Genomic DNA, 18,235 nt, shown 5'->3' on the forward strand with positions numbered 1-18,235 from the left:
CCCGGATCTCGATGACATCCGGCCGGTCCGAACCACCATTGTCCTCAGTGGCCACGAAGAACGCCGGCGCCGGCTCCGGATCCGGAGCGACCTGGGTACTGTTCAGGATCCGGCAACCGGTGTGGAAGTGACCACGCACCAGATCCTGATCGTTCAGCTCCGAACGCAGCGCGTAGTAGCCACCCTGACCAGCCGGCAGGAAGCTGTCCCGGATCAGGTTCCGCGTCGACACCCGGATCGTGAACGGCTGGTTCACCCGCACGTTGTTCGGGGCTGACGTGATCAGCAGCGTCGGGTTGTCCGCGGCGTTGGCGACCTCACCCATCTCGGTCACCACACACCGCTGACCGTTCTGGAAACCGTCGTGGATCTGCAGGTTGCTGCCTTCGCGGCAGGTGTTCGGCTCCTTGTTCAGCGGCGGCGGCGCGGTCTGGTTGCCTCCGCCGTTGTTGCCACCGTTGTTGTTTCCGTTGCCGCCGTTGTTGTTCCCGCCGTTGTTTCCGCCGTTGTTGTTTCCGTTCCCGGCGCTCAACGTGCAGTTGGCGAGCCCGTTCAGGTTGTTCGGCCGGTCGCCGACCCGGTCGATCGCGATCGCGATCCGGTCGATGGCGGCCGTGCGCTTGCTGGCCAGGGGCCCGAGGATCGCGTTCTGGACGAAGTTCGGGCCACCCTGTCCCTGGCTGGTCGCGAGCCGCTGGTTGGCCTCGGCGATCTGGGTCTCCAGCAGCGCCAGGTTGCGGTCGACCTCCGCGCGGGCGGCGGCGGGCACGTTCTGCAGCTTGTCGGCGACCGACGGGCAGGTGATTGTCTGCGTCGTCGCCGCGTTGACCTGTGCGGTGCCGCAGAACTGGCCGTCACCCCAGTAGTTGCGGACGGTGCGTCCATTCTGGCGGCTGGTGGTCACGCTCTGACCGTTCGGAGCCGCGCCGCCGGGGGCGGTGACACAGCCACGGGACGAAGCCTGCTTCCGCTCGCCGGCGGCGTTGGACACCTGCGTGACAGCGATGATGCCGCCGAACACCGCGAGGGTGGCGACCACGCCGAGGAGTCGCTTTCGATTTCCGGTCATGCGTGTCCCTTTTTCTCTGTTCCGAGATCGAGTGACCTCACTAAAAAGGAACGCGGTATTGGGTGTCAAGTCGCAAATAATGATTTAAGCTTTCCCGGCTTTTCCTAAAGCAAATTTATGCTGGCGTATTCATCGCCGGGTGATCAGCCGAACGGATGATCTCAAGGGTTCATCGATGCGCTGTGACCTGCGTCTCCGTGGACCGGCCGGGCTGGCGCTTGGTTCCGGGCAGCCTACGCCATCAACCTCAAAAAAATTGCTTTGAGAGCCATGAGAGATTGAGGTCATGGCATCGAGAGTGCGATGGATCGACTTTGACTGTACCGATCCGTATCTGGTGGCGAACTTCTGGGCGGAGGCGACTGGCCTGCGCCACCATCCGGACAACAAACCGGACGACGAGGAGTGTGCCCTGCTCTCCGGAGCGGACATCATCGAGGGCGGCATGCTCTTCCAACGGGTACCGGAAGGCAAGGTCGCGAAGAACAGGGTGCACCTGGACCTGCAGCCGACCGACCGGACCCGCGACGAGGAAGTCGAGCGGCTGCTCGGTCTGGGCGCCACGCTAGTGGCCGACCACCGCAACCCGGACGGCACGGGGTGGGCGCTGATGGCCGACCCCGAAGGCAACGAGTTCTGCGTCGAACGCAGCGTGGAAGAGCACGCTCTCGCCGCCGGCTAGAGCCCTGCTGCGTGGGCGGCCGCGGTGCCGCCCACGATCGGCAGGACGATCCGGCTGCTCTTCAGCGCGACCTCGATGGTGGCGCGGGTCTGGTCGACCTGACTGGAGTACTGCGGATAGCTGCCCACGATGACGACGCCGATCCGGTGTCCCGGCTGGAAGACGTAATCCTCCGGCAGCAACGGGAAGTCGAAGTTGTATCGCTCACCCGGCACCAGCGGCGTAGGCGTTCGCAACGACTGGCGGTTCTGCGCGTCCATGATGCCCTTCGTGACAAGCTCCACGTCAGCCGTGTGTACGCGTTTCTGCGTCTGCCGGTAACAGGCGTTGTCGGTGGCGCTGTCTTCGCCCCAGCAGTCCTCGGTCGTCAGCGTCAGGATGCCTTCGCCGCTGGCCCGGTGGTTGACCCGTTCCGCCGTGCCGTAGTCGACCAGGATCGCGCCCAGGTTGGTGTCGACCTGGTCGGCGGCCGCGCGCACCTTCACCACCGCTGTGCCGGACACGTGCAGGGGAGCGGTGAGCGGTGCCGACAGGTACGCGAGACGGTTGGGCTGCACCGTTTCCGGGTTGAGAATCATGGTGTTCTGTGTCTGCGTTGGACTGTCCTGGAAGGACTGAGTGACGGAGTCTGCCGCGGGCACCAGGCCCAGCCCGTCAGGCCGCAGCCACACCTCGGTGCCGACCGTGCCCGGCACCGGCCAGTCGGCGTGCGTCTCCCACACGTCGGCGGCGCGCTCGATGTCGACCCGCGGCTCGTCCACGATGCCGTTGGCTACGCCGTGCAGCCAGTAGTCCATCCACCGGTGCAGGGTCGCGACCCACTCGGCGCGGCGGAAGTCGAACGGGTCGACGTGGCCGGTCTGTGTCAGCCACAGCTTGCGGGGCACGTCGTACCGCGCCAACTCGTACCAGAACTTGCTGAAGTGGTCCGGCCGCACGTTGTCGTCATTGAGCCCGTGTACCAGAAACACGCTCGCCGTGATGTTGCCGACCTTCTTCACGTAGCTGCGCTCGTTCCAGAAGGCGGTGTAGTCGCCGTGCTCGTCACCGTCGTTCGCGGCGAGCGCGTCGCGGACCGGTTTGCAGTAGTCCCGCCGCTCCGGGTTCGTCACCACGTTTGCGAGGAACGACGGATAGTTGTTTCCACGGGTCACCACGCCGTTGCTGCGGGTGTAGTCGTAATACTCCGTTGGGCCGCTGATCGGCACGACCGTGGTCAGCCCTCGCACACCCGTCACGGCCGTCGCCATGGCCAGCGAGCCGTCGTACGACTTGCCGACCATGCCGGACTTGCCGTTGTGCCAGTCCGCGGTGACCTGCTGACCGGCGGCGTTGCGGGCGATGGCCCGGCCGCCCAACCAGTTGATGGCCTGCTTGGCGCTGAGGTTGTCCTGGTTGGCGTTGGTCGTCGGGCAGCCCGTGGAGTTGTTCGTGCCCACCATGTCGAGCAGGATGACCGCGTATCCGCGCGGCACGAAATAGTTGTCGTAGAAGAGCGGCCACCTGTCGAGCAGGCCGTCGCCGTCGAGGTCGGCCTTGCACTCGCCGTCATTGCCCCGGCAGAGGGTCGAGTAGTACGGGCTGGCGTCCATGATGACGGGCACCTTGAGCCCGTCGAGAGTGGCGCGTGGGCGGATCACGTCGAACGCGATGATGTCGCGCAGCCCATCGGCGTCACTGTCGAATGTGGAGTCGATGAAGAGGCGCTCCCGGATCGCGTCGGCGTATCCGAAGACGGGCTGCGTGACACCGTCTTCGATCACGATCGTGGGCGCCTCGCGTGCCTGCGCTGGGGCGGCCGCCCCCAACGCCGCGACGATAGCGACCGGAAGGACACCGAGACCGACCCAGAATCGCCCCATGGGCGGCACTCTATGGACGCCGTACCGGCCAGGCAACGGACAGTTGTCGAAACATCGCCTCCCGTAACTCCGACACGCGACTCGCCGTAGCCGAGGTTAGGCCGTGCGGGGAGGGTGTCAGTTTGAGCGGGCGCTGGCGAGGATCGCGGCGGGGTCCTTCGCGGCGCGGAGGAGGACAGGCGTGGCGGTGACTTTGAGGTCGCCGGTCGACGGTGGCTTGCCGACCTCCGCGCCGCTCACTCCCGAGCCGCCGGGCACGGTCACCGGGGCACCGTCGCTCCACACCACCAGCGTGCTCTCCCCACCCCGACGAAACGCCACCCCGCGCAGCCCCTTGTCGCTCACCGGCTGGGCGACCGCACCCTGGGCAGCCGTCGCCAGTTCAGCCATCATGCGGCCGGCGACGCGCTCGGTGCCGTTCGGGTCCAGCAGGCCGTAACGCACCTCGCTGCCCTGGCGATTGTTCGGGTTGTACGCGAGCGGCAGCCAGATCACCTCGCGCACGCCGGCCGCCGCGAGTTGGGTCACCGCCTTCACCATCTCGCCGGCCCGCGCGTCGTCATCGTCGGTGGGCGTCCGCCAGAACTGGCCGACCTCCCACGCTTCGATCGGGGTGCCAGCGGGGTTTTCGGCCGCCAGGTAGCCCATGAGGTCGGGTACGGCGGTCCAGTGCTCGTAGAAGTGCACCTGGCGCACATTGACCACCTTGCGGTCGAGCAGCGCCTCGGTGGCGGCCAGGAAGTCGAGACTGCGCACGTTTTCGGCCACCGACATGGCGGCGGTCGCGTCGGCGGGGATCTTCTGGCCGCGGGTGCCGATCCGGCGCTGGAAGTACCGCTGGTACGCCTGTTTGGCCTGGTCCTGCTGGCCGGCCTTGAGCAGCCGGTCGGCGATGCCCATGCCGTAGGCGACGCTGCTGATCCCGGAGTCGACCACGAGCGCCTTCGGGTCGGCGGCGCGGATCGCCTCAGCGGCCGTCTCGACCAGCTTCGTGTAGTCGGCTGAGCTCCCTGCCCAGTAGCTCGGCGCGTTGACCTCGTTTTCGATGGCGTACTCGCGCACACCGTACGGCTGGTAGCGGCGCACGACCGCGTCGACGAAACCCTTGTAGACAGCCAGGTCGCGGGGCATCGCCGACTCGGTCTTGTTGGCCTGGCCCCGGGTGTACTGCGCGGTGCCGCCGGTCGCCCAGCACACCCCCACCCGGATCTTCAGGTGCAGGGTGATGCCGAGGTCACGGGTGCGAGTGGCCACCTGATCGACAGCCGCCCAGTCGCGCTGACCCTGCTGTTTCTCGATGTCGCACCAGGTCAGCTCGTGATAGGTGGCCGAGCCGGCGAGCTTGCGCAGATAGGGCTGGAAGGCGTCGTACCGGTTCCAGTCCCAGTGTGCCCCGAATGGCGTGACACCGGTGGGAGCCGGCGACGTGGTGGGCAGCGGGGTCGGTGCCGGTTTCGGCGCGGGCGACGTGCAGGCCGCCAGAAACAGCACCGCCGCGACAGCGAGGAGGCGCTTCATCGGTAGCCCAACTCACGCAGCGTCCGCCGGGAGAACACCCACACCAGCAGCCGGAGGAAGGGGTCCAGCTCCCGCCGGTACGTGCCCACCCGCGAGCCGTAGATCTGCGCGTCGGTGCGCGCCGCGGCCCGACGCCGGTCGGCCTCGGTGGTGTATTTCTGGGCGACGTCATGCTGCTTGTCGCTGTACTCCAGCACTTCCGGCTCCCATGGTTCGCCCAGGAACTCGAACAGTCCACGCAGTGATTTTTCCGGCTCGCGCACCGCGTCTTCGTACCGCAGCTCGTGGTATCGCTCGGGCGCGAGCGCGCGGCCGGCGGCTCGGGCGGTGTGAATGTACCGGGGCCACTTCACCACGCACTTCACCGCAGACCAGTAGCCGAATCGCTTGCGATGCGACACAACCACGTCGCGACCGTCCCGGATCACGTGGACGATCTGCGCGTCGGGGAAGACCTCGGTGACGAACGGGATCGCGAGGGCGTACAGGGGAGTCTTGTCGGCCCAGCGCGCCTTGCCGCGTCCGCTCGCGTAATCAGAGTGAATCCCGCCGAAGAAGTCCGCGATCCGTCGCAGCCAGTCTTCGCGCTCGAAGCCAAAGCGGGCCAGGCGCTCCCAGTCCCGCCCGACGATGCGTTCCATGTCGGTGAGGAAGCGGGTCTCGGGCCCGCAGCTGATCCGCGAGTGCGAATCGAGCACCAGGCGCAGCATCGTGGTGCCGGAGCGCTGGCACCCGACCAGGAAGATGGGCGCGTCAGCCATGGTGTGCCACCAACTGATCGGTCAGTCCGTCGCAGAGCGTGCGGATCCGGGGGTCGATGTCGAGGGGGCGGCGGCGCGGCGCGCGGCGCTCGACGTGCGCGCAGAGCCGCGGGTCGTACCGCAGCCCCAGGAAGTCGCACAGCCTCCGGGTCGCGGCCTCCGGGTCGTCCACCAGGGCGTCGTACGACGACAGCAGCACGTCGGCACGCCGGTCGAGGCCGAGGCTGAAGAAGAGGCGGTTCCGCACGTACCAGAAGAGGGCGGCCGCGGTGTGCGGTGTCATCCGGTCGTAGTCGAAGTCGCCGATCAGGGCCCGCGCCTCGCCGTCGAGCCGCTGCCCCTGCCACTCGTCACCGATGGTGCCGTCCGCGATGCCCCGCAGCGCGCGCAGGTTGGAGTCGCCGAACTTGGCCACCTCGGAGCGTGCCCGGTCGTCCACGTCGCGCCAGACCCACACCGCGCGCCCCGGCGCCGGGCCCGGCAGGGCGAGCAACTCGTCGATCCGGTGGCTCTCGCACAGCGGCTTGACCAGCACATACGCGTGCCGGCTGGCGCCGATGACGGCTGTCAGCGTCTCGTCGGAGCGCAGCTGGAAGCGGTAGAACACCCGCCGGTCGTTTTCGTTGCGCACCTCGAACTCGGGTGCCGCGTCGAAGCCACGCATCAGCATGTTGGTACCCGAGCGTTGCAGGCCGACGACGTACACCGGCCTGGCCTGACCTGGTGAGACGCCATGGGTGCGCCGCCAGCGGCGCTTGGCGAGCGCGGTGCCGGCGCGTTCGACCGGATTGAGGCGGTCTTCCTCGACCAGGCGGCGCAGCCCCTCGGTGCGCATCCACCTCAGGTGCCGGGCGATCCGGCGGGCGGTGTACGCGACCGCCGTGGGCTGCGGAGAAGGGGGCACGCGAAGGATACTCGCATGACGGTAGCCTCTCGGTCGATGCGCGTGCTGCATGTCAACAAGTTCCTGTACCGGCGAGGCGGTGCCGAAGGCTACCTGCTCGACCTCGCCGAGCTTCAGCGTGCGCACGGTGACGAGGTGGCGTTCTTCGGCATGACGCACCCCGAAAACGACACTCCCCAGCGGTACGGCGAGCACTTCCCGGCGTACGTCGAGCTGGAGCCGGCTCCCCGCGGACCCCTTCGGCGCGCGGCGGCCGTGGGGCGGATGGTGTATTCGCCCGCGAGCCGGCGCGGCCTCGCCCGCGTGATATCGGATTTCAAGCCCGACGTCGTCCATATGCACAACATCTACCACCAGTTGTCGCCCTCGGTCCTGGGCGCGGTGCGAGCGGCGGGCGTGCGGTGCGTGCTGACCCTCCACGACTACAAGCTGGCCTGCCCGAGCTATCAGCTTCTCGACGGGCACACGATCTGCGACGCGTGTGTCACACACGGTCCCTGGCAGGCTGCGCGCCGGCGCTGCAAAGACGGCTCGCTCGGCGCGAGCGCGGTGCTGAGCCTCGAGTCATGGGCGCACCGCACCACTCGCGCGTACGGGGGCGTCGATGCCTTCGTGAGCCCCAGCCGGTTCCTCGCTGGCATCATGCGCCGGGCCGGTGTGTTTCCCGAGCGGATGCGGGTGGTCAATCACTTCGTCGACACGGCGGCCGTGCCACCGGCCGACCGGCCGGGCAGCGGTGTCGTCTACGCGGGGCGGCTCGCACGTGAAAAGGGCGTGGACACACTCATCAACGCCGCCGCCGATGGCGGCTTTCGCGTCGACATCGCCGGCGACGGCCCGGCCAGGTCCGCGCTTGAGGCGCTCGCCGCCGAGCGCGCTCCGGACCGGGTACGGTTCCACGGCCGGCTCGCCAAGCCGGCACTGCACGCCCTGTTGCGTGACTCAGCGGTCGCCGCGGTGCCGTCGCGCTGGCACGAAAACCAACCCATGGCGGTACTGGAAGCCTTCGCCTGCGGGCTGCCGGTGGTGACCACCGACCTGGGCGGCCTGCCCGAGATGGTGGAGCCCGGTGCCGATGGCGCCATCGTGCCCGCCGACGACCCGGCCGCGCTCGCGGGCGCGCTGGGGGAGTTGCTGGCCGACCCGGAGCGCGCCCACGAGATGGGTCGGGCCGGCCGCGCGAAGGTGGTCCGTGACTTCGCACCCGAGACCCATCTCGCCCGTCTACGCGAGGTCTACACATGAACCGGGTCCTGTATATCGCGGGCAGTGGCCGTAGTGGGTCCACATTGGTCACCAATCTGCTGGGGCAGCTCGACGGCGTATTGGCGGCCGGCGAGCTGCGGTACCTGTGGCAGCGCGGCGCGGTTGAGAACCGTCCCTGCGGTTGTGGTCAACCGTTCGGTGACTGTCCAATGTGGGCGACCGTGATGAAAGAGGTCGACGCCGACCCGGCCGGCATCGCGGCGGGACTGCGCCAGCGGCTGCGGATGCGGCGGCTGCCCGCCCTCCTGTGGCGCCGCCGAGTGCGAAGTCACCCCGACGACGCGGCGCTTGCGGCGCTCTACGAGGCGGTCGGCGGGAAACTCGTCGTGGACTCTTCGAAGCTGCCGCCGTACGGTGCCCTGGTGGCCGGACTGCCGGGCGTCGATCTGCGGGTGCTGCATCTGGTGCGCGACCCGCGTGCCACCGCGTTCTCGTGGCGCCGCCGCCGCGGGCTCGACGGCGAGGGCGACGCGCAGCTGATGAGCCGCCCACCGGTCGCCAAGGCGGCACTGTTGTGGCTGGTCTGGAACGCGTCCACCGTGCTGCTCTGGCGCCGCTCCCGGCGATACCTTCACGTCCGGTACGAAGACCTGGTGGCCGACCCGGCGGCGACCGTGCGGCGGATCGCGGCGTTCGCCGGCGTCTCCGGCGATCTGCCGTTCACCGGCCCGGGCACGGTGCGGCTCGCGCCGACCCACTCGGTTGCCGGCAACCCATCGCGGCACCGCTCCGGCGAGGTGCGCGTGGCCCCCGACACCGAATGGGTACGCGGGCTCTCCGGCGCGGCATTCGCCCTGGTCACCCTGATCACCGCGCCCCTGCTGCGGCGCTTCGGCTACTCGTTCCGCCGTCGAGAGGTCTGAAACGTGCTGTCGGTCGTCGTGGGCACCGGGCGTTGCGGCTCCACCCTCGTGCAGGAGGTGCTGGCGCGCCATCCCTCCGTGGGCTTCATTTCCGGCGTCGACGACAAACTGCCCAAGCTCAACCTCGCCGGACGGTTCAACGGCACGCTGTACCGGCGGCTCGGGCCCCGCCCCTCCGGCATGACCTCGCTGCGCCACAGCCGCCGCCTGCTCGAACGCGGTCGGTTGCGCGTGGCGCCGTCCGAGGCGTACCACCTGCTCGACCGGCACGTCTTCGCCGGCTTCTCCAAGCCGAGCCGTGACCTGCTCGGCGGCGACCTGACACCGTTCGTCAAGCGCCGGATGCGCGAGTTCTTCGACGATCGCATCCGCAGGCAGGGTTGCGGCGTGCTCCTGCAACACCTCACCGGCTGGCCGCGTACCGGGTTCCTGCAGGCCGCGTACCCGGATCTCAAGGTGATCAACGTGGTGCGCGACGGCCGCGCGGTGGCCAACTCATGGCTTCAAATGGGTTGGTGGGATGGCTGGCGCGGCCCTGACAACTGGCTGTACGGGCCGCTGCCTCCCGCGCTGCGCGAGGAGTGGGAGGAGTCCGGCCGGTCGTTTCCCGTGCTCGCCGCGCTGGGCTGGAAGATGCTGATGGAGTCGTACGCCCAGGCCCGCGCCGCGCATCCGGCCGAGCAGTGGCTGGACGTCCGGTACGAGGACCTCGTGCGCGCGCCGAACGAGCAGACCGCCCGCATGCTCGCGTTTCTTGGGCTGGAGTGGACGCCGCGGTTCGAGGCCGGCTTCGCGCGGCACCGCTTCCACGCCGAGCGTGGCGCCGCGTACCGGCACGAGCTCACCGACGCACAGGTCACCGCGATCCAAGGGGTTCTCGACAAGCCACTGCGCGAGTGGGGTTACGAGTAGCGGGCGAGCGGCTTAGAGTTGGGGCTGGCGTTACCCGGGCGTGGCTGGCGACCGGGCGGGAGGCGCAACCCGCTCGGGCCTGACAGACGCCTGCGGTCCGGGCAGCGCGCATTTGTGAGCATCGGCGTCCCTCGCGCCACCTCCGCACGCACCGGTTTCGAGGAGAGGGACGATGGCGCGTCCGATCACGCTGTTCACCGGCCAGTGGGCCGACCTGCCGTTCGAAGAGATGTGCCGGCTCGCCTCCGAGTGGGGCTACGACGGGCTGGAGATCGCCTGCTGGGGCGACCACTTCGAGGTCGACAAGGCGCTCGCCGACGACGGATACGTCGACCGGAAGAGGGAGACTCTCGCCAAGTACAACCTGCAGGTCTTCGCGATCTCCAACCACCTTGTGGGGCAGGCCGTCTGCGACCACCCGATCGACGAGCGCCACCAGGGCATCCTGCCGGCACGGATCTGGGGTGATGGGTCGCCGGAAGGTGTACGCCAACGCGCCGCCGCCGAAATGGCCGACACCGCGCGGGCGGCGGCCAAGCTCGGCGTCCGTACGGTTGTGGGCTTCACCGGATCGTCAATCTGGCACACGCTGGCGATGTTCCCGCCGGCGCCGCCGTCGATGATCGAGCGCGGCTACGCCGACTTCGCCGAGCGCTGGAACCCGATCCTCGACGTGTTCGACGAGGTCGGCGTGCGGTTCGCCCACGAGGTGCACCCCAGCGAGATCGCGTACGACTACTGGACGACGGTGCGCACGCTGGACGCGATCGGCAGGCGCCCCGCGTTCGGGCTGAACTGGGACCCGTCCCACTTCGTCTGGCAGGATCTCGATCCGGTCAACTTCATCCTCGACTTCGCCGACCGCATCTATCACGTCGACTGCAAGGACGCGAAGGTCCGCACGGGTGATGGCCGGCGCGGGCGGCTGTCGTCGCACCTGGCATGGGCGGATCTGCGGCGCGGCTGGGACTTCGTGTCCACGGGCCACGGAGACGTGCCGTGGGAAGACTGCTTCCGCGCGCTCAACGCGATCGGGTACGACGGGCCGATCTCCATCGAGTGGGAGGATGCGGGGATGGATCGGCTGGTCGGAGCCCCGGAGGCGCTGGAGTTCGTCCGCCGGTTGGCCTTCGACGCCCCCGCGGCGGCTTTCGACGCAGCGTTCTCCTCCTCCTAAGCCCACCGGGCCGCGCGTTGCGCCCGGCTTCCGTCGATCAAGGGCAAAGGCACGTGGTTCGATCTCTTTTCCGCGTGTATTCGCCCTTGATCGATGCGAATGCCCTTGATCGACGCGACGTGGCACGGCGTGGCACGGCCGCGACCGGGCGGACCGGTCGCGGCCGTGCGGGGAATCAGGGCACGGCGGGGTCGGGGTGCTCTTCCAGGAAGCGATCCGCCGCGTCCTGGGCGATCAGGGATTTGTCCGCCAGCCACGCGACCGCATGGCAGGCGGCCCGGTTGTCACGGAAGGCGTTCCACGCCGAAGCAGATGAGGGTACTCATCGTGCAGTTCGGCCTTGAACCGGCGGAACGCTCCGCGGCCGTCGAGCGCCCGCCCGAGCCGGCGCGCCGCCCGCTCAGCGCTGACCAACGCGGCGAAGTCGGCCATGTCCCGGTACCAGACACGCGACGGAAGCGGGTCGATCTCGATCAGACCCTGCTCTTCGAAGTCGTCGGTCGTGTCGTCGTCGAAGCCGTCATAGCCGGTCCCGAGCAGGAGCTCACCTGTCTCCCGGTTGATCATGTGTCGGTACTCGCCGAACGAATTCTGGTCCGACAACGCCATCGCCAGGTCGTCGAGATCCAACTTGTCGATCTCCAGCATCAGCCAACCCTATCCATAGCCGGCGGCGGTGCCGGGCCGGCGATCTGGTTGTGTAGTCGCGGAGGGTGAGGCCGCGGGAGCAACGGGCAAGGACCGCGGCGGGCATCGCGGTAGCTCAAATCCCGATCCTGTATAGGCGTTCGCTGACTTCGGTTGTTAGATGTGTCGGGGTCCGGTGTCGTGGGCGGCCTGGACGAAGGCGCGGATGGCTGCGGTTTCGCCGGTGGTCTTCCAGACGAGTGCCCATTCGGTTGGGGGTGCGTCGTGGATGGGCAGGTAGACGACGCCGGGGTGGGTGTAGTAGCGCAGCACGTGGGCGTTGAGCGGAGCGACGCATTTGCCGGCGGCGACATGGGTGAGTATTTCGTGGAAGGTGTGCAGGCGAGGGCCGCGTTGGATCGGTCGCCCGCTGGGTGTGTGGGCGGGCAGCATGGCCTCCATCCAGTACTCGGATACAGGGCCGGGGTCGAGGCAGATTTGGCCGGCGAGGTCTTCCAGGGAGACGGTTTTACGCTCGGCGAGCGGGTGGTGGGTGGCCACGGCGAGGACCCGTCCTTCGGAGAGCACATCGGGGCCTTGCGTGAGGTCCGGTTCCCTGACCGGTCGCCATAGCAGCACGAGGTCAGCCTGGTCGGTGCGCAGCGAGCCGAACGGATCGCTGAAGTGGACTTCGCGGATCTGTAAATCGCAGTCGGGATGACGGCGCTGGAACAGGTCGATGAGGTCACGGATCTCGTGGCCGACCGCACCCATCACACCGAGGCGGAGGATGCCGGTCATACCTTGGGCGGCGGCGCTGGCACGGGCGAGTCCGGCCTGGATGGCGTCGTAGCCGACGCGAAGGTCATCGCGCAGGCGTTCACCGATCGGGGTGAGGGCGACGGCGCGAGTGGTGCGCTGGAACAGCCGCGCGCCGATGCGCCGCTCCTGCACCTTGACCGCCTGGCTGACCCGGGCCTGAGAGACGTGCAGCCGCTCGGCGGTGCGACCGAAGTGCAGTTCCTCGGCCAGGGTCAGGAAGATCTCGATGTCGCGCAGTTCCATTGTCGTCCTGTCTCCGGCGCGCAAATAACCGTCACATTATGAATCCTTCCAGACTCGGTCCTTGATCCAAATAGTGGCCCGGCCCGAGGCTGGGATCACTTCCCGATCGCGGTCGGATCGCCGCCATCTCGTGTTCACCAGCCACCACCAACGAACGGAGCAACATCATGAGCAAGGTCTGGTTCATCACCGGTTCGTCGCGCGGCCTGGGCCGCAACTTCGTCGAGGCCGCTCTGGCCCGCGGCGACAAGGTCGCCGCGACCGCCCGCAGCACCGCAAGCTTCGACGACCTGGTCACCACGTACGGCGATGCGGTACTTCCGCTCGCGATGGACGTGACCGACAAGACCGCCGTATTCGCCAGCGTGCGACGGGCCACGGAGCACTTCGGCCGCCTCGATGTCATCGTCAACAACGCCGGCTACGCCCAGATCGGCGCGATCGAGGAGCTGTCCGAGCAGGAGCTGCGCGACCAGTTCGAGACCAACGTCTTCGGCGCCGTCTGGGTGATTCAGGCGGCGCTGCCCCACCTGCGAGAGCAAGGCTCGGGCCACTTCATCCAGCTGTCGTCGGTCGCCGGCTTGATCGCGATGCCGCTCGGTGGCGCGTACCACATCTCCAAGTGGGGCGTGGAAGCGTTGAATGAGACCCTCGCCCGCGAGGTCGCCGAGTTCGGCATCAAGGTGACCGTGATCGAGCCCGCCGGCTTCGCCACCAGGAAGGGCAAGAACCCGAACCCGCTCGACAACGGCCACATGGCCCAGCTCAACCCGGCATACGACGGTCTGCGCCAGCGCCTGGGCCAGATGGCGGGCAGCAAGCCCGCCGGTGACCCGGTCGCCGCGGCCCAGACACTGCTCAAGATTGTCGACTCGCAGGAGCCGCCGCTGCGGGTGCTCTTCGGCCAAGGCTTCCACGAAATGATCGAGCAGGTCTACGCCGAGCGGCTCAAGACCTGGGCCGACGGGCAAGACCTCTCGGTCGAGGCGCACGGCAACCTCGACCAAGCGACCACGAATCCGCAGCCCTGACGGCAGCTTTCGCCAGCGTGCCCGACGGCCGGCTTGTCGGACCGGCCGTCGGGAGCCCTGACCTGTGCCGTACCCACCGCTTGTCACATCCATGCGGTCCGCTGTCGAGCGGTCGACAATGCGCCGGCCGTTGCACCGATCGCGACAGCGACGCAGGACCGCGTAGAACGACTCCAGGATCTCGGCGTCGGGCCGGCCAACGTGGTATCCACCGAGGACTGGACGCACGTGCTTGTCCAGCTTGCGGACATAGGCGCTTCGGGTGCTCGGTTCCAGCTCAGCATCCGCTAGCCACCGGTCAAGAAGCTGATTCAGCGTCGCGCGCGTCCTCGGATTCCGTCGCTCGTCAACCTGGCTGAGGAGGCGCATGAGCGCCCTCTGCGCATCGCGTTCGGCACCCGGCCCGGCGGAGATCGTCTCGGTCAGGTCGTGCCGGCGTCCAGTAATTGGATCGGTGCCGGCGTAGACCTTCACCCGCAGCGACCCGCTCGGCAGAACTTCGATGCGGCCACGTTGCCGGCCCGTGGCACGGGATTTCGGTGCCATGGTGGACACCGTAACTGGCCACGAACCGAGCCACGCTGTAGTACAAAGATCAGCGATCAAGGCTCTGACCTGTGTGGGCCCGACGCAGCAGAATGCGAAATCGGTCCTGGTGGTGGCAGGGATCCGTTGCCGGTACGAACTGTCCGGTCACGGGCGTCGGGCTGATTGGCCGGGCCTTTGCGTGTCGGCGTAGGGCCGGGCGCGGGGGGCTGTTTCACGCCACGTTGAGCTGGATGTTTCCGATTCGCGCGACGATGTCGAGGTGTCCGCCGAGCCCGACGACGTAGGCGCGCAGCGTGTCGAGCCCGACGGCGTCGCCGTTTTCGATCTGGCTGATCCGTGCCTGGGACAGCCCGGTCGCCTCAGCCAGCTGGACCTGGGTCAGCCCCAGCTGCTGGCGGATCTCGGCCAGCTGGGCGCCGCTGACGGCGGCTAGCATCTGTTCGCGCATCTGCTGACGCCGGGCTACACGCTCGTTGTTGTCCCAGGTCGGGTCGACGGCGCGGGCCTTGGCCTTGACGTCGCGCCAGTTCGCGGGCTCGGTCATGACTGCTCCTCTGCTTTCAAGGCGGCCAGGTGCTCGGCGAAACGGGCATCGGCCAGCGGGATCGCCGAGTGGTACCAGGTCTGCCATCGTCCCGACTTGTCGCCGGCGACGAGGAACATGGCCTCCCTCGCCGGATCGAAGGCGAAGATCATCCTAACTTCGGTCGAGCCCGCGGAGCCGGGTCGTAGCTCCTTCATGTTGTGGTAGGTGCTGCCCTTCAACCGATCCACCAGCGGGCGTCCGAGGGCCGGCCCTTGCTCGGCGAGCACGTCGATCGCCTCCGCCACCAGGTCCGCGGTCGTCGGGTCGGTTCGGCAGAGGTCAAGGAACCATGCCTCGACCTCCGGATGGAGCCGCACTTCCCACATCACCGCAGTATAAGCAGAACTTATATTGGGCGGAAGTCGCGGGTCCGGTAGGTCCATGGAATCGGGATCTGGGCGAGGCTCGCAGGCACATGATGAACGGTGGCGCAACAGCAGGCGCGTAACAGGCGTGGTGGGGCGGGCGGGACTCGAACCCGCGACCGAGGGATTATGAGCACTTTCCCTCTGAGCGCTGTGCTGGGCAGGGAATACGCAGATCAACAACGAGCGTGGGTTGGACAGTCCCTCACTGTCCAGACGCCCCCCGGTCGGTGCCGGTAACACCTCCCGGGGGACTTGATCGCCCCAGGAGGCGACCCATGGAGAAGGTATCGAACCTCGGCCAGTCCGAGCGTGCCCGGCAGGACGACCTCGTCGAGGCGGCGGTGCGGGCCCTGATCAGCGGGCACGGCCTGAAGCTCGACCGAGGCCAGGTCGATCAGCTGCTGTCGATGTGGGCCCACGTCGACGAGCTGACCGCCGAAAGCCGTGAGCGGGTCCTGGGCGTGTTCGGCGGGCCGCGGCTGACCACCGACATCCCGTGCCCGGACTGGTGTGTGCGTGACCACGGCAAGGTGTACGAGGACTACACCCGCGAGTGCGTATCGGAGACAGCGTTCGTGCCGACGACGAACAACGACGGCCAGGCCGACGACGGGGCGCTGTACGTCGAGGCGTACCAGGCGATCGACCTGGAGTCGCAGACGGTGCGGCCCAAGCTGGTGTCGGTCGGTGACACGTGGGTGACGCCGTCGACGGCACGGCGGCTGGCGGATCTGATCGTGCGGGCGGCGGATGTGGCGGAGGGCCACACGTCCTGACTGGAAAGATTTACCACTTCGCGGCCCGGTCAGCCCTCGCGGCGGCCGGGCCGCTTCGTGTCCGGGTCGGAGTCGGCCAGGAACTCCTCCAGCGCGGCCATGACGAGGCCGGAGATGGGCATCCGGTGTCGGCGCGCGTACTTCTCAGCGCGTTCCCACAGCTCCAGGTCGTCATCCCGGACGTACACGGACACCTGCTTACCCATCCCTAGATCAGTATCCCTGTACACACCTGTACAGATCCGAGGATGCGCGATACGGTCGGCAACTAGGCGTACCCGGTCGGTGATCACCTCCCCTGGTATCCCGGCCGGGTGCTGCCCTCGACGAGGGGGACGCGATGGACGAGACGCTGGTCGAGCTACTGCTAGACCTGATGAACGCCAGCTTCGAGCAGGGCCGCGCCGTCGAGCGCAACGACCCGGACGCGGCGCGCCGGCACCAGCGCAGCAGCATGTACGCGTTCCAGAACGTCCTCGAAGCCGCCAAGGTGGGGAAGTTCTCCCCACCTGCCGAGCCGGGGAGCTGAGTAGGGCAGTGGCCCACGCAGGTGAGTGAGTTCCACTCACCTAGCGGGCGTTGGGTACCCGCCACGTCGTCGAGCACGGGCCAGGCTCAGACTCAGGTCGTCCGAGACCTCCGCCAGGTGAACACAAATGACTCACCTGCGACGGTCACCGGAGCGGACGGCAAGTCGTACGCCGCGTCCCGCCCACAGGCATCAAGGTTTCGGACCCCGAAAGGTTGCCGCCGGTCGTGACCGGCGCGGATGGCTGGCCTTGCGGATCTTCTCCATGGTGTGCTCCTTCAGCGGGTGAGGATGACGTACGCGAGGGACGCCACGGCGATGAGCACCGACACGGCCGGCAGCGGCCAGCGGGCGCGTTCCAGCACCCGGATGCGTGCCTCGTGGTCGGCGGACGCCTTGGACACGCCGTCGTGCTGGTCGACAAGGCGGGCGACGTCGCGCTCCAGGGCAACGAGCTTGTCGTAGATCTGCTGGAGCCCGATCATGACGACCGGGCCCTGGTCGGGCATCACGTCGCGTCGAGCGAGCCGTACACCTTGCGGAGCACGCGCTCGAGCTGCTCGTCGGTGATGACCACGGTGCCGGGCGCCGGGAGGTCGGCCAGGCGCTGCTCGACGGCGTCGAGGCGCTCCAGCACGATCCGGGCCTTCTCGTCGTGGACGGCGTCCATGTACTGGAGCACGGTGCCCTTGGCCTGTGGCTGCTTGGTGACCGGGTTGGTGTGCTTGTGCGCCCAGACAGCAGCGGCGATCTCGTCGGCGGTGGGCATCGGGTCAACCTCCCAGGGTGTGGTGCTGTTCTCGTGGGACTCGCGGCTGTTCCAGTGCACGTGCTGCGTGTGTGGGTTGGCGCCGGTGTAGGGCTCGCGGCGCCAGCCGTTAGAACGGGTTGCGATCTGCCGGTTGTGGATCCAGTACCGGGACGCGGGGTGCGCCTCGAAGGTGTCCTTGAGCGCCTCGATCGCGGCCGCGTCATCGGCGGTGCGGAGGTTGACGTCCATGTCCCACGCGTCGACGCTGCCGTCGGCGTCCGGGTTGTGGTCGGACGCGGTGGCCTGGTGCGCCTCGTCGCCGATCGTGCCGTCGGATGCCTTGTCCCGCAACGGATACGCGGCGTTGACCGCCTCCCGGAAGCGGGTGAGCGCCGGATTCAGGTACCAGGCCATGCCTCTACACCTCCGCGATCCACAGCGAGGAGCCCTTGCGCATCACCGTGTTGACGCCGCCGGTGTTGGTGTTCTGCGCCCACTGGAGTTGCAGGGTGCCGCCGGAGCCGCCGACGAACAGGGTGAAGCTCGCGATGGCGCACAGGACACCGGTGCCCGCGCCGACGCCGATGGTCGCCGAGTTGGTGCCGGCCGCGACGGTTTCGCCGCCGTAGTCGACGCTCGTGCCGGCACCCGAGGACACCGACGTGGGGATGCGCAACTGCCCCCAGGTGAAATCGGAGCTGGGGAAGGTGAGCCGGAACTTCATGTCCGCGGCGGTGCCGGCGGACACGTTGTAGTACAGGCGCATCTCGCCGATGTAGGTGATGGACGCGGCGACGGCGATCGACAGATGGTCGTCGTTCTGCAGGGTGTCGTTGCCGACGGACTCGTCGGCGGTCTTGACCCTGCGCAGTCCCACGGCCCGGTTGAGGGCGTCGGCGGTCAGCACCTGCCCGGCGGTGAACTGGGGCATGACGGGAC

21 protein-coding genes are annotated in these 18,235 nt (G+C 68.2%); 8 read left to right on the top strand and 13 right to left on the bottom strand.

The window, feature by feature from the left end:
* The coding region (locus tag QMG73_RS27805; protein ID WP_281900491.1) for a hypothetical protein at positions 1–1,069 on the bottom strand (1,069 nt) is incomplete at its 3' end.
* Positions 1,070–1,355: 286 nt separating this feature from the next.
* On the opposite strand from QMG73_RS27805, the gene QMG73_RS27810 reads away from it, so the two are divergent.
* Positions 1,356–1,751, top strand: coding sequence for a VOC family protein (locus QMG73_RS27810; protein ID WP_281900493.1), 396 nt, complete (start codon positions 1,356–1,358; stop codon positions 1,749–1,751).
* On the opposite strand, the gene QMG73_RS27815 is transcribed toward QMG73_RS27810, so the two are convergent.
* From QMG73_RS27815 to QMG73_RS27830, 4 genes are all read right to left on the bottom strand, one after another.
* Positions 1,748–3,613 carry a CocE/NonD family hydrolase gene (locus tag QMG73_RS27815; protein ID WP_281900495.1) on the bottom strand — a complete coding sequence of 622 codons (1,866 nt, stop codon included), beginning with the start codon at positions 3,611–3,613 and terminating at the stop codon, positions 1,748–1,750. The genes QMG73_RS27810 and QMG73_RS27815 overlap by 4 nt on opposite strands.
* Before the next feature lie 117 nt (positions 3,614–3,730).
* Complete coding sequence (locus QMG73_RS27820; protein ID WP_281900496.1) at positions 3,731–5,131, bottom strand: hypothetical protein; 1,401 nt, start codon at positions 5,129–5,131, stop codon at positions 3,731–3,733.
* Positions 5,128–5,892, bottom strand: a complete 765-nt coding sequence (locus tag QMG73_RS27825) for a sulfotransferase family protein (RefSeq protein WP_281900498.1) — start codon at positions 5,890–5,892, stop codon at positions 5,128–5,130. Before QMG73_RS27825 ends, QMG73_RS27820 begins: the two co-directional genes overlap by 4 nt.
* Complete coding sequence (locus tag QMG73_RS27830; protein WP_281900500.1) at positions 5,885–6,796, bottom strand: sulfotransferase family protein; 912 nt, start codon at positions 6,794–6,796, stop codon at positions 5,885–5,887. The genes QMG73_RS27825 and QMG73_RS27830 overlap by 8 nt, the downstream gene beginning before the upstream one ends.
* A gap of 15 nt (positions 6,797–6,811) precedes the next feature.
* On the opposite strand from QMG73_RS27830, the gene QMG73_RS27835 reads away from it, so the two are divergent.
* The 4 genes from QMG73_RS27835 (at position 6,812) to QMG73_RS27850 (ending at position 11,014) form a co-directional block, all read left to right on the top strand.
* A complete protein-coding gene (locus QMG73_RS27835; RefSeq protein WP_281900502.1) occupies positions 6,812–8,041 on the top strand; it encodes a glycosyltransferase in 1,230 nt (409 codons plus the stop codon).
* Positions 8,038–8,925 carry a sulfotransferase family protein gene (locus tag QMG73_RS27840; protein ID WP_281900504.1) on the top strand — a complete coding sequence of 296 codons (888 nt, stop codon included), beginning with the start codon at positions 8,038–8,040 and terminating at the stop codon, positions 8,923–8,925. The genes QMG73_RS27835 and QMG73_RS27840 overlap by 4 nt, the downstream gene beginning before the upstream one ends.
* Positions 8,926–8,928: 3 nt before the next feature.
* A complete protein-coding gene (locus QMG73_RS27845; RefSeq protein WP_281900506.1) occupies positions 8,929–9,837 on the top strand; it encodes a sulfotransferase family protein in 909 nt (302 codons plus the stop codon).
* Between the two features lie 172 nt (positions 9,838–10,009).
* Positions 10,010–11,014: a sugar phosphate isomerase/epimerase family protein gene (locus QMG73_RS27850; protein WP_281900508.1), complete on the top strand. Its 1,005-nt coding sequence runs from the start codon at positions 10,010–10,012 to the stop codon at positions 11,012–11,014.
* A gap of 234 nt (positions 11,015–11,248) precedes the next feature.
* Here QMG73_RS27850 and QMG73_RS27855 read toward each other — a convergent pair whose 3' ends face one another.
* Positions 11,249–11,662, bottom strand: coding sequence for a hypothetical protein (locus tag QMG73_RS27855; protein WP_281900510.1), 414 nt, complete (start codon positions 11,660–11,662; stop codon positions 11,249–11,251).
* Positions 11,663–11,818: 156 nt separating this feature from the next.
* Complete coding sequence (locus QMG73_RS27860) at positions 11,819–12,706, bottom strand: LysR family transcriptional regulator (protein ID WP_281900511.1); 888 nt, start codon at positions 12,704–12,706, stop codon at positions 11,819–11,821.
* Between the two features lie 167 nt (positions 12,707–12,873).
* Between QMG73_RS27860 and QMG73_RS27865 the strand changes: the two genes are divergently transcribed.
* Positions 12,874–13,737 (top strand): SDR family NAD(P)-dependent oxidoreductase, encoded by an 864-nt coding sequence (locus QMG73_RS27865; protein ID WP_281900512.1) that lies wholly within the window; start codon positions 12,874–12,876, stop codon positions 13,735–13,737.
* A 760-nt stretch (positions 13,738–14,497) separates the two neighbouring features.
* On the opposite strand, the gene QMG73_RS27870 is transcribed toward QMG73_RS27865, so the two are convergent.
* Together QMG73_RS27870 and QMG73_RS27875 are read right to left on the bottom strand one after the other, a co-directional pair.
* Complete coding sequence (locus tag QMG73_RS27870) at positions 14,498–14,830, bottom strand: helix-turn-helix domain-containing protein (protein WP_281900513.1); 333 nt, start codon at positions 14,828–14,830, stop codon at positions 14,498–14,500.
* Positions 14,827–15,198, bottom strand: a complete 372-nt coding sequence (locus QMG73_RS27875) for a type II toxin-antitoxin system RelE/ParE family toxin (protein ID WP_281900515.1) — start codon at positions 15,196–15,198, stop codon at positions 14,827–14,829. Before QMG73_RS27875 ends, QMG73_RS27870 begins: the two co-directional genes overlap by 4 nt.
* Positions 15,199–15,515: 317 nt before the next feature.
* On the opposite strand from QMG73_RS27875, the gene QMG73_RS27880 reads away from it, so the two are divergent.
* A complete protein-coding gene (locus QMG73_RS27880) occupies positions 15,516–16,016 on the top strand; it encodes a DUF6907 domain-containing protein (RefSeq protein WP_281900517.1) in 501 nt (166 codons plus the stop codon).
* 29 nt (positions 16,017–16,045) lie between these two features.
* Here QMG73_RS27880 and QMG73_RS27885 read toward each other — a convergent pair whose 3' ends face one another.
* Positions 16,046–16,222, bottom strand: a complete 177-nt coding sequence (locus QMG73_RS27885) for a hypothetical protein (protein WP_281900519.1) — start codon at positions 16,220–16,222, stop codon at positions 16,046–16,048.
* Between the two features lie 134 nt (positions 16,223–16,356).
* Here QMG73_RS27885 and QMG73_RS27890 point away from each other — a divergent pair, with 134 nt between their 5' ends.
* Positions 16,357–16,545, top strand: coding sequence for a hypothetical protein (locus QMG73_RS27890; protein ID WP_281900521.1), 189 nt, complete (start codon positions 16,357–16,359; stop codon positions 16,543–16,545).
* 278 nt (positions 16,546–16,823) lie between these two features.
* Here the strand turns inward: QMG73_RS27890 and QMG73_RS27895 are convergent, their stop codons facing one another.
* The 3 genes from QMG73_RS27895 to QMG73_RS27905 are packed head-to-tail and all read right to left on the bottom strand — an operon-like array spanning position 16,824 to position 18,227.
* Complete coding sequence (locus tag QMG73_RS27895) at positions 16,824–17,054, bottom strand: hypothetical protein (protein ID WP_281900522.1); 231 nt, start codon at positions 17,052–17,054, stop codon at positions 16,824–16,826.
* Complete coding sequence (locus QMG73_RS27900; protein ID WP_281900523.1) at positions 17,054–17,710, bottom strand: hypothetical protein; 657 nt, start codon at positions 17,708–17,710, stop codon at positions 17,054–17,056. Before QMG73_RS27900 ends, QMG73_RS27895 begins: the two co-directional genes overlap by 1 nt.
* Positions 17,711–17,714: 4 nt before the next feature.
* Entirely contained in the window at positions 17,715–18,227 is a 513-nt protein-coding gene (locus QMG73_RS27905) for a hypothetical protein (protein WP_281900524.1), read from the bottom strand.
* Positions 18,228–18,235 lie beyond the last annotated feature (8 nt).

Origin of the sequence: Phytohabitans aurantiacus (assembly GCF_027923225.1) — a bacterium.
Lineage (GTDB): Bacteria > Actinomycetota > Actinomycetes > Mycobacteriales > Micromonosporaceae > Phytohabitans > Phytohabitans aurantiacus.